Origin of the sequence: Staphylococcus schweitzeri (genome assembly GCF_002902405.1) — a bacterium.
In the GTDB taxonomy this organism is placed as follows: Bacteria; Bacillota; Bacilli; order Staphylococcales; family Staphylococcaceae; genus Staphylococcus; species Staphylococcus schweitzeri.
In genome coordinates this window covers 134,097-149,844 of sequence record NZ_PPQS01000039.1, presented here as the reverse complement: position 1 = coordinate 149,844, position 15,748 = coordinate 134,097, and the positions used below count along the sequence as shown (strand labels likewise).

Genomic DNA, 15,748 nt, shown 5'->3' with positions numbered 1-15,748 from the left:
GAGGATTATAAATATGCCTGCAGTAACATATGAACACATTAAAACTTGTAAACAATCTGGTGCTCGTTTAGGTATTGTACACACACCACACGGTTCATTTGAAACGCCGATGTTTATGCCAGTAGGTACTAAAGCGACTGTCAAAACAATGAGTCCAGAGGAGTTAAGACAAATTGAGGCGAAAATTATTTTAGGGAATACGTATCATTTGTGGTTACAACCTGGAAATGATATTATCAAACACGCTGGGGGATTACATAAATTCATGAATTGGGATGGTCCAATTCTAACAGATTCAGGCGGTTTCCAAGTGTTTAGTTTGAGTAACTTACGTAAAATTACCGAAGAAGGTGTGGAATTTAGACATCATACAAATGGTTCTAAATTATTTTTGAGTCCTGAGAAATCAATGCAAATTCAAAATGATTTAGGTTCTGATATAATGATGGCATTTGATGAATGTCCGCCTATGCCTGCTGAATATGATTACGTAAAAAAATCAATTGAACGTACAACACGCTGGGCGAAAAGATGTCTTGATGCACACCAACGACCTGAAGATCAAGCACTATTCGGCATTATCCAAGGTGGCGAATATGAAGATCTAAGAGAGCAAAGTGCAAAGGATTTAGTAGAATTAGATTTTCCTGGTTATGCAATCGGAGGTTTGTCAGTCGGTGAGCCTAAGCCAGTTATGTATAAGATGGTTGAACATACAGAGCAATTTATGCCTAAAGATAAACCAAGATATCTAATGGGTGTAGGATCTCCAGATGCATTAATCGAATGTAGTATTCGCGGTATGGATATGTTTGATTGTGTTTTACCGACACGTATTGCCAGAAATGGTACTTGTATGACATCACAAGGGCGATTAGTTATTAAAAATGCAAAATTTGCAGATGATTTAAGACCTTTAGATGAGAACTGTGATTGTTACACATGTCAAAACTACTCAAGAGCGTATATACGTCATTTAATCAAAGCAGAGGAAACTTTTGGTATTCGTCTTACTACTATTCATAATTTACATTTTCTGCTAAAATTAATGGAAGATATAAGACAAGCCATTCGAGAAGATCGTCTATTAGATTTTAAAGATGAGTTCTTCGAGCAGTATGGATTAAATGTTGAGAACCCAAAAAACTTTTAAGCAAGAGGAGCGTACAAAATGCAATTTTCATTACTTATATATATAGTCGTAATTTTTGCGGTTATGTATTTCTTGATGATCAGACCACAACAAAAGCGTGCTAAGCAGCACCGCGAGTTGATTAATAACATTGAATCTGGTCAAAGAATTACTACAATTGGTGGTATTAAAGGTACTGTTAAAGCAGTAGATGAAACAACTGTTGTAATTACAGTAAATGGTCATGGTACTGAATTAACATTCGAAAAACCAGCTATTAAACAAGTTGACCCTTCATAACATGAAGAGGTAATAAAAAGGGATGAAACGATTTATGTTTCATCCCTTTTTATATTTAGCGGTAATGTATTGTAATGTTTTTGCATTCGAAAAAAAGAAAATGTGATTCATAATAATTGTTAAATTTAAATTAAATATAACCGTGTCTAATTTTACTAGCAGTTATAGTATGTTAATATGTATAAGGCTAATAAATTTTGTAAGAAAGATTTAACTTGCGTAATAAAATAGTATTAAAGTATTCTAAATACATACGTAAATAATGAGGTGTTCATGTGAAGAAAAGTAGTAGAATAATTGCATTCTTACTTTTAGTCGTATTGTTGTTTGCCGGAATGGCTTCAACTTATAAAAGTGTAGTAAAGAATGTCAATTTAGGACTAGATTTGCAAGGTGGATTTGAAGTGCTTTATCAAGTTGACCCGTTACATAAGGGCGATAAAATAGATAAAAAAGCTTTACAATCAACGGCGCAAACTTTAGAAAACCGTGTAAACGTATTAGGTGTTTCTGAACCTAAGATACAAGTTGAAGAACCAAATAGAATTAGAGTTCAACTTGCTGGTGTAACAGACCAGAACGAAGCACGTAAAATTTTATCTTCTCAAGCAAATTTAACGATTCGTGATGCCGAAGATAAAGTGAAATTAAATGGTTCTGATATTAAGCAAGGCTCTGCGAAGCAAGAGTTCAAACAAGAAACGAACCAGCCAACAGTTACTTTTAAAGTGAAAGATAAAAATAAATTCAAAAAAGTAACTGAAGAAATCTCTAAAAAACGTGACAATGTCATGGTAGTTTGGCTAGATTTTAAAAAAGGTGACAGCTATAAAAAAGAAGCTCAAAAGAAAAATCCTAAATTTATTTCTGCAGCAAGTGTTGATCAACCGATTAACTCAGATAGTGTAGAAATCTCTGGAGGATTCAAAGGGCAAGAAGGCGTTAAAAAGGCAAAACAAATTGCTGAATTGTTAAATGCAGGTTCATTACCGGTTGATTTAAAAGAAATTTATTCAAACTCAGTAGGTGCACAATTTGGGCAAGATGCATTAGATAAAACGGTATTTGCATCATTCATTGGTGTAGCTTTAATTTATCTATTCATGTTAGGTTTCTACAGATTGCCTGGTTTAGTAGCAATTATTGCTTTAACAACATACATCTATTTAACATTAGTTGCATTTAATTTCATTTCAGGTGTGCTTACACTGCCAGGCTTAGCAGCATTAGTATTAGGTGTAGGTATGGCCGTCGATGCTAATATTATTATGTATGAGCGTATTAAAGATGAACTTCGAATTGGTCGCACGATTAAGCAAGCCTTTTCTAAAGCGAATAAAAGTTCATTCTTAACAATCTTTGACTCCAACTTAACAACAGTAATAGCCGCAGCAGTACTATTCTTCTTCGGTGAAAGTTCAGTTAAAGGTTTTGCAACAATGTTATTATTAGGTATCTTAATGATCTTTGTTACAGCAGTCTTCTTATCAAGATTCTTATTATCGTTATTAGTTTCATCAAACGTCTTCAAAAATCAATATTGGTTGTTTGGCGTTAATAAGAATAAGAGACATAACATTAATGAAGGCATTGATGTTCATGACCTTAAAACATCATTTGAAAAATGGAACTTTGTTAAATTAGCAAAACCATTAATTGGTGTAAGTATTTTAATAGTTGTTGTTGGATTGGTTATTCTTTATATCTTCAAGTTAAATTTAGGTATTGATTTCTCAAGTGGTACACGTGTAGATTTCCAATCAAAACAAACTATTTCTCAACAAAAAGTTGAACAGGTTGTAAAAGATAGTGGCCTCAAGGCGGATCAAATTCAAATCAATGGTAAAGATAATAAAGTAGCAACAGTTCAATTTAAAGATGATTTAACACGTGCTCAAGATAATAAGTTGAGTGATAATATTAAATCTAAATTTGGTGACACACCTCAAATTAATACTGTATCACCTATAATTGGACAAGAATTAGCTAAAAATGCTATGTTAGCTTTAATCTATGCATCGATTGGTATCATCATCTATGTATCATTACGATTTGAATGGCGAATGGGTCTGTCTTCAGTATTGGCATTATTACATGACGTATTCATAATCGTTGCTATCTTTAGTTTGTTTAGAATTGAAGTAGATTTAACATTTATTGCTGCGGTTCTTACAATTGTTGGTTATTCAATTAACGATACAATTGTTACCTTTGACCGTGTACGTGAGAACCTTCAGAAAATAAAAGTAATTACTACACCTGAACAAATTGATGATATTGTCAATAGATCGATAAGACAGACGATGACACGTTCAGTCAATACGGTGTTAACAGTAATTGTTGTTGTAGTTGCTATCTTATTCTTTGGTGCGCCTACAATATTTAACTTTACATTAGCATTATTTATCGGATTAATTTCTGGTGTGTTCTCATCAATCTTTATAGCAGTTCCTTTATGGGGAATGATGAAAAAACGTCAATTGAAAAAATCTCCAAAACACAAATTAGTTGTGTATAAAGATAAAAAATCAAATGACGAAAAAATATTAGTATAGTTTTAATAACACGAGCAGTGTTCTGATCCAGTGTAGGTTCAGACACTGCTTTTTATTTTGTTTAAATTTAACAAAATAGATAAATGTGATTTATCACATCTACTTTTAAAAAATGATATAATTAAAGTCTTGATTATTTATATTAGTGCTTTTTATTTATAGCATTTTTAGATATAATGTCTTTTGGAAATGAGGCGTAGAAATGATAAAACCAAAGTATAAGTGGAAATTAACAAAACCAACTGAATACATAAATGAAGAAACAATATCTAAATTAAAATTGACGCCAATTGTGAAGAAAATATTAGAAAGTAAGGCAATTGTTGATGAACATGATATTCAATCAATTATTGCGGACATAGATATAAATCATGATCCTAATCAACTAAGTGACATGAATAAGGCCGTTGAAAGAATTAAAAATGCGATATCTAATGATGAAAAAATATTAGTATATGGTGACTATGACGCTGATGGTGTTACTTCAACGACTATTTTAGTTACAACATTAAAGCTTTTAGGTGCACAAGTAGGTTGGCATATACCTAATCGTTTTACTGAAGGGTATGGTCCAAACGAATTAGCATTTCGAAACGCACACGATGAAGGCATCTCCTTAATAATAACAGTTGATAATGGTATACAAGGTCATAACGAAATTAACATGGTTCAAGAACTCGGTGTTGATGTAATTGTTACTGATCATCATGAAATAGGTAGAACATTACCAGAAGCTTATGCAATTGTGCATCCGATGCATCCATCATTTAATTATCCGTTTCAACAATTATGTGGTGCAGGCGTAGCTTATAAGTTGTCTCAAGCATTAATAGGAAATATACCTGATTACTTTAAAGCTTTAGCAGCCATAGGTACCATTGCAGACTTGGTTTCGTTAACTGATGAAAATCGTTCACTCGTGAAACAAGGTTTAAAAGTATTGAATGAGCAATGTCCAGTTTCAATTAAAGCTTTACTCAAAGAAGCAGGATATAATGATCATATCGATGAAGAGACAATAGGCTTTATCATTGGACCTAGATTAAATGCTGTTGGGCGTTTAGATGATGCCTCATTAGCTTGTGAATTACTGATGACAGAAGATGAAGAAGAAGCCATATTCTTAGCAGAACAGGTAGAACATTTTAATCGCGAAAGAAAAGATATTGTTGCATCTATTACTGAAGAAGCGATGGCAATGGCTGATGAACAAGTTAAAGCAGGGAATTTATTCCTACTTCTTGCAAAAGAAAATTGGCATGAAGGTGTGTTGGGTATTGTAGCATCGAAAATTGTTGAAACGTATGCATTACCAACACTTATTTTAAATATTGATAGAGAACAAAATCATGCGAAAGGTTCAGCGAGATCAATCGATCAAGTGTCTATGTTTGAAATATTATCAGCACATCAAGATTTAATTGCTAAGTTTGGTGGTCATCATATGGCTGCAGGTATGACAATGGATATTGAAAATGTTGATATGTTAGCTGAGGGTTTGAATGAATGGATGAAAGCTTTGGTTGAAACAACATCACTAGATCCTGTAAAACCAGTAGATGTGTTATTAACAGAGAATGACATAACAATAAAAAATATACGTGATATGAATCGTTTGCGACCATTTGGAACAGATTTTTCTACACCATTATTTGAAATGGACGATTTATCAGTTTCATCAGTTAAAGCAATTGGTCAACAAAAAAATCACTTAAAAATGACATTAGGTGAAAGTAATATAGCAGCATTATTTTGGCAAAATGGGCATTTAGAAACAGAATTACAAGATGAACAACCAATCAATATTTTGGGCTCTGTTCAAATTAATGAATGGAATGGCAATCAAACACCACAAATAATTATTCAAGATATAGCGATGAATGAACAACAAATATTAGATTATCGAAGTAAAAGAAAAAGTTTACCTTTTACAGAAAATGATGAAAATATCGTCGTGCTTATTCATCCTAAAAGTGATAAAGTAAATGCGAATGAATATTATTATGGAGAAGAAATTAATCGGCTGTCAGATAAAGTTGTGTTAAGAGATTTGCCAACTTCGATAGATGACTTGTCAAGTACATTACGGCAGCTACAGTTTTCTCAACTCTACTTAGTTTTACAGCATAGTCATTCGATTTATTTTGAAGGTATACCTCACATGAATGTCTTTAAAAAATGTTATAAAGCGTTAATTGCTAAACAAGAAATGAATATGCAACAAGAAGGCATGTTATTGTGTCAGCATTTAAATGTTAAACCAGATACACTTAAATTCATGCTCAAAGTTTTCTTAGATTTAAACTTTATAACACAAGAAAATGGTATGATTTACATTAATCAACAACCAGATAAAAGAGCAATTGATTCTAGTAAAGTATATCAATTAAGACAACAACGTATGGATGTAGAAAAGCAATTATTATATCAAGATTTTTCAGAATTAAAAAATTGGATTAAGTCACAATTGTCGTGAGCAATTTAGGAGGAAATATTAATGGATTTAAAGAAATACGTATCAGAGGTACAAGACTGGCCGAAACCCGGTGTAAGTTTTAAAGATATAACAACTATTATGGATAATGGTAAAGCATATGGTTATGCAACAGATAAAATCGTTGAGTATGCAAAAGATAGAAATGTAGATATTGTTGTTGGGCCTGAAGCACGTGGTTTCATTATAGGTTGTCCAGTGGCTTATTCAATGGGGATTGGTTTTGCGCCAGTAAGAAAAGAAGGGAAATTGCCACGAGAGGTTATTCGTTACGAATATGATTTAGAGTATGGTACAAATGTTTTAACAATGCATAAAGATGCAATTAAACCAGGACAACGTGTTTTAATTACAGATGATTTATTAGCAACAGGTGGTACGATTGAAGCGGCAATTAAATTAGTTGAAAAATTAGGCGGTATCGTTGTTGGTATTGCATTTATAATCGAATTAAAATATCTTAACGGCATTGAAAAAATTAGAGATTACGATGTTATGAGTTTAATCTCATACGATGAGTAATTAATAGCATATTAAATTAAAATCCTACATTGAATGTTTTAGAATGAATGCAATGATAAAATATTGTTCACGATTTCTTGACATTAGATGATAGGATTTTTTATATACTGAAAATGTTAAAAGATTGAGCATTATACCTTAATATCATCGTTTATTTATTTCCTAAATTGTAGTATCATAGAACTAATATTTAAAAAATGAAACAGTTGATTTACGATGAATTTTTGTAAAAGTTTTAAAAATACGAATAGTATACAAATTAAACTCACTAAAGTAAAATTATGATTACGATTAATGACGACAGGATAATTATTTATCGTCGACGAATGTATGATTTATGCGGGGGAATGACTATTCAATGTAATCATCAAAATCATTGTTTAAGACGACGTAATAAAGATGAATGGGGTGTATCATATTATGAACAACGAATATCCATATAGTGCAGATGAAGTTCTTCACAAAGCAAAATCATATTTGTCATCAGATGAATACGAATATGTTTTGAAAAGTTATCATATTGCTTATGAAGCACACAAAGGTCAGTTCCGGAAAAACGGCTTACCATACATTATGCATCCTATACAAGTTGCGGGCATTTTAACAGAAATGCGATTAGACGGACCAACCATCGTTGCAGGATTTTTGCATGATGTAATTGAAGATACACCATATACTTTTGAAGATGTAAAAGAAATGTTTAACGAAGAAGTTGCGCGAATTGTTGACGGTGTAACGAAACTTAAAAAAGTTAAATATAGATCTAAAGAAGAGCAACAAGCTGAAAATCATCGCAAATTATTTATTGCAATTGCTAAAGATGTACGAGTAATTTTGGTGAAATTAGCTGATAGATTACATAATATGCGTACGTTAAAAGCGATGCCTCGAGAAAAGCAAATTAGAATTTCTAGAGAAACTTTAGAAATATACGCACCATTAGCGCACCGTTTAGGTATTAACACCATTAAATGGGAATTAGAAGATACAGCGCTTCGATATATTGACAATGTTCAATACTTTAGAATTGTTAATTTAATGAAAAAGAAACGTAGTGAACGTGAAGCTTATATCGAAACTGCTATCGATCGAATTCGTACTGAAATGGATAGGATGAATATTGAAGGTGACATAAATGGTAGACCTAAACATATTTATAGTATCTATCGCAAAATGATGAAGCAGAAAAAACAATTCGATCAAATCTTTGATTTATTGGCTATTCGTGTCATTGTAAATTCAATAAATGATTGTTATGCGATTCTAGGATTGGTTCATACATTATGGAAGCCAATGCCTGGGCGATTTAAGGATTATATTGCGATGCCCAAACAAAATATGTATCAATCTCTGCATACGACTGTAGTAGGTCCTAATGGGGACCCACTTGAAATCCAAATACGAACGTTTGATATGCATGAAATTGCAGAACATGGGGTTGCAGCACATTGGGCATACAAAGAAGGTAAAAAAGTTAATGAAAAAGATCAAAACTATCAAAATAAATTAAATTGGTTAAAAGAATTAGCTGAAGCAGATCACACTTCATCTGATGCGCAAGAGTTTATGGAAACATTGAAATATGATTTGCAAAGTGATAAAGTATACGCTTTTACACCTGCAAGTGATGTCATAGAATTACCATATGGCGCAGTGCCAATTGATTTTGCATATGCGATTCATAGTGAAGTTGGAAATAAGATGATAGGTGCCAAAGTGAATGGCAAAATTGTACCGATAGATTATATTTTACAAACTGGAGATATAGTTGAAATTCGTACTAGTAAACATTCATATGGACCAAGCCGTGACTGGCTGAAAATTGTAAAATCATCAAGTGCTAAAGGTAAAATTAAGAGTTTCTTTAAAAAGCAAGACCGTTCATCAAATATTGAAAAAGGTCGAATGATGGTTGAAGCTGAAATTAAAGAGCAAGGATTTAGAGTTGAAGAAATTTTAACAGAAAAAAATATTCATGTTGTTAATGAAAAATACAATTTTGCAAATGAAGATGATTTATTTGCTGCAGTTGGATTTGGTGGCGTAACATCTTTACAAATTGTTAATAAATTAACTGAAAGACAAAGAATTTTAGAAAAACAACGTGCCTTAAATGAAGCACAAGAGGTTACAAAATCATTACCTATCAAAGATAATATTATTACTGATAGTGGTGTATATGTGGAAGGTTTAGAAAATGTTCTAATTAAACTATCTAAATGTTGTAATCCTATTCCAGGTGATGATATTGTAGGTTATATCACCAAGGGACATGGCATTAAAGTACACCGCACAGATTGTCCAAATATTAAGAATGAATCTGAGCGTCTAATCGATGTTGAATGGGTAAAATCAAAAGATGCTACTCAAAAATATCAAGTTGATTTGGAAGTAACTGCATATGATCGCAATGGATTATTAAATGAAGTATTACAAGCAGTTAGTTCAACCGCAGGAAATTTAATTAAAGTTTCAGGACGTTCAGATATAGATAAAAATGCAATTATAAACATAAGTGTTATGGTGAAAAATGTAAACGATGTTTATCGTGTGGTTGAAAAGATTAAACAACTTGGTGATGTGTATACTGTAACAAGAGTTTGGAACTAGAGGTGCAAAATATGAAAGTAGTTGTACAAAGAGTGAAAGAGGCATCGGTGACAAATAGTTCAATTAATAATCATATTGGAAAAGGATATTGCTTATTAGTTGGTATAGGTCAAGATTCGACTGAACAAGACGCAGATGTTATAGCAAAGAAAATTGCAAATGCAAGGTTATTTGAAGATGACAACGATAAATTAAATTTTAATATCCAACAAATGAATGGTGAAATATTATCAGTTTCACAATTTACACTCTATGCAGATGTTAAAAAAGGTAACCGTCCAGGTTTTTCCAATTCTAAAAATCCAGAAGAGGCACTGAAAATATATGAGTATTTTAACGAGTCGTTAAGATCATATGGTTTAATTGTGAAAACAGGTGAATTTGGAACGCATATGAATGTAGAAATTAATAATGATGGTCCAGTTACAATTATTTATGAAAGTCAGGATGGCAAAATCCAATGAAAAAAATAGAGGCATGGTTATCTAAAAAGGGTCTTAAAAACAAACGTACTCTAATAGTTGTAATTGCCTTTATCTTATTTATCATCTTTTTGTTCTTACTACTAAATAGTAATAGTGAAGATAGTGGTAATATAACAATCACTGAGAATGCTGAATTACGTACGGGTCCAAATGCTGCGTATCCAGTCATTTATAAAGTTGAAAAAGGTGACCATTTTAAAAAGATAGGTAAAGTAGGTAAATGGATTGAAGTTGAAGATGCTTCCGGTAACGAAAAAGGTTGGATAGCTGGTTGGCATACGAATTTAGATATTGTTGCAGATAACACTAAAGAAAAGAATCCCTTGCAAGGCAAAACAATAGTGCTTGATCCTGGTCATGGAGGAAGTGACCAGGGTGCTTCAAGCAATACTAAATATAAAAGTTTAGAAAAAGACTATACACTGAAAACGGCGAAAGAGTTAAAGCGTACTTTAGAAAAAGAAGGCGCGACAGTTAAAATGACAAGAACTGACGATACATACGTTTCATTAGAAAATCGTGATATTAAAGGCGATGCCTATTTAAGTATACATAATGATGCATTAGAATCATCAAATGCAAATGGAATGACAGTCTATTGGTATCATGACAATCAAAGAGCTTTAGCAGACACATTAGATGCCTCAATTCAAAAAAAGGGATTGCTTTCTAATCGCGGTTCAAGGCAAGAAAACTATCAAGTTTTAAGACAAACTAAAGTTCCAGCAGTGTTATTAGAATTAGGTTATATTAGTAATCCGACTGACGAAACAATGATTAAAGATCAATTACATAGACAAATATTAGAACAAGCAATTATAGACGGTCTGAAATTTTATTTTTCAGCATAGGGCTTGCAAAAACATGTGAAACTAGTTATCATTGATATTGAATTTTATAACTAAAACCGTTAATATTCTTGAAATGTTAAATGAAATAGGTAGCAATCTATTGATGATTGTGCAGGAATATAATCCATAGACTGAAAGATTATACTGAGTAGTTTAATACATTGAACACAAGAAAAGGTGCTTTATGAAAGTAAAGCCGTTGAACGTACGTTAAACGTTTTGAGTGGGTTTAATAACCTTTTATGATTGTAACGTAAAGTAGCAGTTGTAAAAGAAACTATTAAATCAATAAGGGTGGCAACACGGATATTCGTCCCTTGTACAGTTATAAACTGTGCAAGGGCTTTTTTAATTTTAAAAATAAAATGAATATGCTGAACATAGATTGTATTCCTTTATTGTTTAGAGTAAGTGAAGGTAATTAAAAATAATTTGCCAAGGGAGATGTCAAAAATGATTAAAATACCTAGAGGAACGCAGGATATTTTACCTGAAGAATCGAAAAAGTGGCGTTACATCGAAAATAAATTAGATGAACTAATGACATTTTACAATTATAAAGAAATAAGAACTCCAATCTTTGAAAGTACAGATCTTTTTGCTAGAGGTGTCGGCGATTCTACCGACGTTGTGCAGAAGGAAATGTATACATTTAAAGATAAAGGTAACAGAAGTATAACATTAAGACCTGAGGGAACAGCTGCTGTTGTGCGTTCATATATTGAACATAAAATGCAAGGTAATCCAAATCAACCAATAAAATTATATTATAATGGGCCAATGTTTAGATATGAGCGTAAACAAAAAGGTCGCTATCGTCAGTTCAATCAATTTGGTGTAGAAGCAATTGGGGCTGAAAATCCAAGTGTAGATGCAGAAGTATTGGCAATGGTAATGCACATTTACCAATCATTTGGGTTAAAACATTTAAAGCTAGTTATTAATAGTGTTGGGGACATGGAATCTCGTAAAGAATATAACGAAGCTTTAGTAAAACACTTTGAACCTGTGATTCATGAATTTTGTTCTGATTGTCAGTCACGTTTACACACTAATCCAATGCGAATTTTAGACTGTAAAGTTGACCGTGATAAAGAAGCGGTTAAAACAGCACCTAGAATCACTGATTTCTTAAATGAAGAATCAAAAGCATATTATGAGCAGGTAAAAACTTACTTAGATGATTTAGGTATTCCATATGTTGAGGATCCTAATTTAGTACGTGGTTTGGACTATTACACACATACCGCTTTCGAGCTAATGATGGATAACCCAGATTATGATGGCGCAATCACAACGTTATGTGGCGGTGGTCGTTATAATGGATTGTTAGAATTACTGGATGGACCAAGTGAAACAGGCATTGGTTTTGCCTTAAGTATAGAACGTTTATTACTTGCACTAGAAGAAGAAGGTATTGAACTTGATATCGAAGAAAATTTAGATTTATTCGTAGTTACAATGGGTGATCAAGCAGATCGCTATGCTGTTAAATTATTAAATCATTTGAGACATAATGGTATTAAAGCTGATAAAGATTATTTAAAACGTAAAATTAAAGGTCAAATGAAGCAAGCGGATAGATTGGGAGCGAAGCATACTATCGTCATTGGCGATCAAGAGTTAGAAAATAATAAAATCAATGTTAAAAATATGACAACTGGTGAATCTGAAACAATTCAATTAGACGCATTAGTCGATTATTTTAAGAAGTAGAGAGGGCGTTAAAATATGAGTAAGAGAACAACTTATTGTGGATTAGTTACTGAAGCATTTTTAGGACAAGAAATTACATTAAAAGGATGGGTTAACAATCGTCGTGACTTAGGCGGATTGATTTTTGTTGACTTAAGAGATAGAGAAGGTATTGTACAAATCGTATTCAATCCTGCATTTTCAGAAGAAGCATTAAAAATTGCTGAAACAGTACGCTCTGAATATGTTGTAGAAGTTAAAGGTACAGTTACTAAGCGTGATGCTGAAACAGTTAACCCTAAAATTAAAACTGGACAAGTTGAAGTACAAGTTTCAAATATCAAAGTTATTAATAAATCAGAGACACCGCCATTTTCAATAAATGAAGAAAATGTAAACGTTGATGAAAATATTCGATTGAAATATCGTTATTTAGATTTACGTCGTCAAGAATTGGCTCAAACATTTAAAATGAGACATCAAATTACACGTTCTATTCGACAATATTTAGATGATGCAGGTTTCTTTGATATTGAAACACCTGTATTAACAAAATCAACGCCTGAAGGTGCACGTGACTATTTAGTGCCATCTCGAGTTCATGATGGTGAATTTTATGCTTTACCTCAATCACCACAATTATTTAAACAGTTATTAATGATTAGTGGTTTTGATAAATATTATCAAATCGTAAAATGTTTCCGTGATGAGGACTTGCGTGCAGACCGTCAACCTGAATTTACACAAGTCGACATCGAAATGAGTTTCGTTGATCAAGAAGATGTAATGTTGATGGGTGAAGAAATGCTTAAAAAAGTTGTTAAGGAAGTAAAAGGCGTTGATATTACAGAAGCGTTTCCAAGAATGACTTATAAAGAGGCAATGCGTCGCTTTGGTTCAGATAAACCAGATACACGTTTCGATATGGAATTAATTGACGTTTCACAATTAGGACGCGAAATGGACTTCAAAGTATTTAAAGATACTATTGAAAGTAATGGTGAAATTAAAGCGATTGTTGCTAAAGGTGCTGCTGAACAGTATACACGTAAAGACATGGATGCATTAACTGAATTTGTAAATATTTATGGAGCGAAAGGTTTAGCTTGGGTAAAAGTTGTTGAAGAAGGTTTAACAGGGCCGATTGGACGTTTCTTTGAAGCGGAAAATGTTGAAACTTTACGTTCATTAACTTCTGCTGAACCTGGCGACTTAGTTATGTTTGTTGCAGATAAGCCAAATGTTGTTGCACAAAGTTTAGGTGCTTTACGTGTGAAACTTGCTAAAGAATTAGGATTAATAGATGAATCTAAATTAAACTTCTTATGGGTGACTGATTGGCCATTATTAGAATATGATGAAGATGCAAAACGCTATGTAGCAGCACATCATCCATTTACATCTCCTAAAGAAGCTGATATTGCTAAACTTGATTCTGCTCCTGAAAAAGCTGAAGCAAATGCATACGATATAGTATTAAATGGATATGAACTAGGTGGAGGATCAATTAGAATCCATGATGGTGAATTACAACAAAAAATGTTTGAAGTACTTGGATTTACAAAAGGACAAGCTCAAGAACAATTTGGTTTCTTATTAGATGCTTTCAAATATGGTGCACCTCCACATGGCGGAATAGCTCTTGGATTAGACCGATTAGTTATGCTATTAACTAACAGAACAAACTTGAGAGATACTATTGCATTCCCGAAAACTGCATCAGCTACATGTCTATTGACAAATGCGCCAGGTGAAGTATCAGATAAGCAATTAGAAGAACTTTCTTTACGAATTCGTCACTAAATTTTAAAAAATCAATAAACTTTAGATTGTTATAATTTCATTAATTTTAAATCTGTGGTAATATAACATCATAAGATAGTCATCTGAGTTGTTCGTAAGTTTGCTTTTTAATTTGGGCCTAACACTCTTTGATCAAGGGAGCCCAATGGGTTTTCTTGCAGCGTACACGCCTTATTTGAAGGACGTACAAAACAAGAAACAGGGCACCCACCTGTATATAACAGGCCGAATGATCAAGCTATTATAACTACGGCAATACGGACTCTATCGATACGCAAGACTTTGTCTTGCGTATTTTTATGCGCTTCTTTAAGGTCATTAATCAAATAAAGCTAATTAATAATGATTAACGATCAAGTAAAGGTATCTATATTAATAAAATATTTAAACCTATAATGATAAAATTAAAAAATTAAGTTACTATGTAATTAAGTATAAATCAGTGAAAGAGGTATAATGATGAAACATCAATTTTCAAGAAATGAACTTGCAATAGGACAACAAGGATTAGATTTATTAAAGGATCAGACAGTTGTCATTTTAGGTGTTGGAGGCGTAGGTTCATTTGCTGCTGAAGCCTTAGCAAGAACAAATATAGGGCATATCATATTAATAGATAAAGATGATGTTGATATTACAAACGTAAACAGACAGTTACATGCTCTAACTACAACTGTAGGTCAAAGTAAAGTTTCGCTTATGGAAGAACGTATTAAATTAATCAATCCAGATTGTAAAGTCACGCCTTTACATATGTTTTACACTGAAGAAACATATGAAGAAATTTTCGATAATTATGATATAGATTATTTTGTTGATGCTAGTGATACGATTATGTATAAAGTTCATTTAATGAAAGAATGTCTTGAAAGAGATATTAAAGTAATTTCGAGTATGGGTGCTGCAAATAAAACAGACCCAACACGTTTTACAATAGCTGATATTTCTAAAACGCATACTGATCCTATGGCTAAAATTATACGTCATAAATTGAAAAAATTAGGTATTCGTAAAGGTATACCTGTTGTATTTTCAGATGAAAGTCCAATAGTTATTAGAGAAGATGTAAAAGAAGTAGTAGGAGATAAAAATGCTATTAACCGAAAAGGACAAATGCCGCCTTCATCTAATGCTTTTGTTCCAAGCGTAGTTGGATTAATTTGTGCGAGTTACGTCGTAAATGATGTATTAAAAGACATTCCTGTGCGACGTATTAAAGATAAAGGACAATAATTTTTATTAGAGTAAATTCAAATTTATAATAGCGCAGACATAATTGCATAAAAAAAATAAAAACTGAC

The 15,748-nt window shown here is 32.4% G+C and carries 11 protein-coding genes and 1 other RNA gene; all 12 read left to right on the top strand.

The annotated features are described in order from the left end of the window. Positions 1-13 precede the first annotated feature (13 nt). A complete protein-coding gene (tgt, locus tag CD116_RS08770) occupies positions 14-1,153 on the top strand; it encodes a tRNA guanosine(34) transglycosylase Tgt (RefSeq protein ID WP_001112044.1) in 1,140 nt (379 codons plus the stop codon). A gap of 18 nt (positions 1,154-1,171) precedes the next feature. Continuing rightward, on the top strand, positions 1,172-1,432 hold the full coding sequence (yajC, locus tag CD116_RS08765; protein ID WP_001160681.1) for a preprotein translocase subunit YajC: 261 nt from the start codon (positions 1,172-1,174) through the stop codon (positions 1,430-1,432). Between the two features lie 275 nt (positions 1,433-1,707). Beyond that, positions 1,708-3,987 carry a protein translocase subunit SecDF gene (secDF, locus tag CD116_RS08760; RefSeq protein ID WP_047549080.1) on the top strand — a complete coding sequence of 760 codons (2,280 nt, stop codon included), beginning with the start codon at positions 1,708-1,710 and terminating at the stop codon, positions 3,985-3,987. Positions 3,988-4,189: 202 nt separating this feature from the next. Then, on the top strand, positions 4,190-6,463 hold the full coding sequence (gene recJ / locus CD116_RS08755; protein WP_047530016.1) for a single-stranded-DNA-specific exonuclease RecJ: 2,274 nt from the start codon (positions 4,190-4,192) through the stop codon (positions 6,461-6,463). Between the two features lie 21 nt (positions 6,464-6,484). Then, on the top strand, positions 6,485-7,003 hold the full coding sequence (locus tag CD116_RS08750; RefSeq protein ID WP_047530018.1) for an adenine phosphoribosyltransferase: 519 nt from the start codon (positions 6,485-6,487) through the stop codon (positions 7,001-7,003). Between the two features lie 420 nt (positions 7,004-7,423). Further along, positions 7,424-9,613, top strand: a complete 2,190-nt coding sequence (locus tag CD116_RS08745) for a RelA/SpoT family protein (protein WP_047530020.1) — start codon at positions 7,424-7,426, stop codon at positions 9,611-9,613. Positions 9,614-9,624: 11 nt separating this feature from the next. Continuing rightward, on the top strand, positions 9,625-10,077 hold the full coding sequence (gene dtd, locus CD116_RS08740) for a D-aminoacyl-tRNA deacylase (protein WP_047426302.1): 453 nt from the start codon (positions 9,625-9,627) through the stop codon (positions 10,075-10,077). Next, positions 10,074-10,949 carry an N-acetylmuramoyl-L-alanine amidase family protein gene (locus CD116_RS08735; RefSeq protein WP_047530022.1) on the top strand — a complete coding sequence of 292 codons (876 nt, stop codon included), beginning with the start codon at positions 10,074-10,076 and terminating at the stop codon, positions 10,947-10,949. Before dtd ends, CD116_RS08735 begins: the two co-directional genes overlap by 4 nt. Positions 10,950-11,402: 453 nt before the next feature. Next, positions 11,403-12,665 carry a histidine--tRNA ligase gene (gene hisS / locus CD116_RS08730; RefSeq protein WP_047530024.1) on the top strand — a complete coding sequence of 421 codons (1,263 nt, stop codon included), beginning with the start codon at positions 11,403-11,405 and terminating at the stop codon, positions 12,663-12,665. 15 nt (positions 12,666-12,680) lie between these two features. Beyond that, positions 12,681-14,447 carry an aspartate--tRNA ligase gene (gene aspS / locus CD116_RS08725; protein ID WP_047549084.1) on the top strand — a complete coding sequence of 589 codons (1,767 nt, stop codon included), beginning with the start codon at positions 12,681-12,683 and terminating at the stop codon, positions 14,445-14,447. A gap of 77 nt (positions 14,448-14,524) precedes the next feature. After that, positions 14,525-14,715: non-coding RNA, 6S RNA (gene ssrS, locus CD116_RS08720), on the top strand. A 191-nt stretch (positions 14,716-14,906) separates the two neighbouring features. Further along, entirely contained in the window at positions 14,907-15,680 is a 774-nt protein-coding gene (locus tag CD116_RS08715) for a tRNA threonylcarbamoyladenosine dehydratase (protein ID WP_047426310.1), read from the top strand. The last annotated feature ends 68 nt before the right edge of the window (positions 15,681-15,748 follow it).

Bases quoted from the DNA above. Each gene is read 5' to 3' on its own strand.
- tgt (WP_001112044.1), top strand. From the start codon at position 14: ATGCCTGCAGTAACATATGAACACATTAAAACTTGTAAACAATCTGGT.
- yajC (WP_001160681.1), top strand. From the start codon at position 1,172: ATGCAATTTTCATTACTTATATATATAGTCGTAATTTTTGCGGTTATG.
- recJ (WP_047530016.1), top strand. From the start codon at position 4,190: ATGATAAAACCAAAGTATAAGTGGAAATTAACAAAACCAACTGAATAC.
- CD116_RS08750 (WP_047530018.1), top strand. From the start codon at position 6,485: ATGGATTTAAAGAAATACGTATCAGAGGTACAAGACTGGCCGAAACCC.
- CD116_RS08745 (WP_047530020.1), top strand. From the start codon at position 7,424: ATGAACAACGAATATCCATATAGTGCAGATGAAGTTCTTCACAAAGCA.
- dtd (WP_047426302.1), top strand. From the start codon at position 9,625: ATGAAAGTAGTTGTACAAAGAGTGAAAGAGGCATCGGTGACAAATAGT.
- CD116_RS08735 (WP_047530022.1), top strand. From the start codon at position 10,074: ATGAAAAAAATAGAGGCATGGTTATCTAAAAAGGGTCTTAAAAACAAA.
- hisS (WP_047530024.1), top strand. From the start codon at position 11,403: ATGATTAAAATACCTAGAGGAACGCAGGATATTTTACCTGAAGAATCG.
- aspS (WP_047549084.1), top strand. From the start codon at position 12,681: ATGAGTAAGAGAACAACTTATTGTGGATTAGTTACTGAAGCATTTTTA.
- CD116_RS08715 (WP_047426310.1), top strand. From the start codon at position 14,907: ATGAAACATCAATTTTCAAGAAATGAACTTGCAATAGGACAACAAGGA.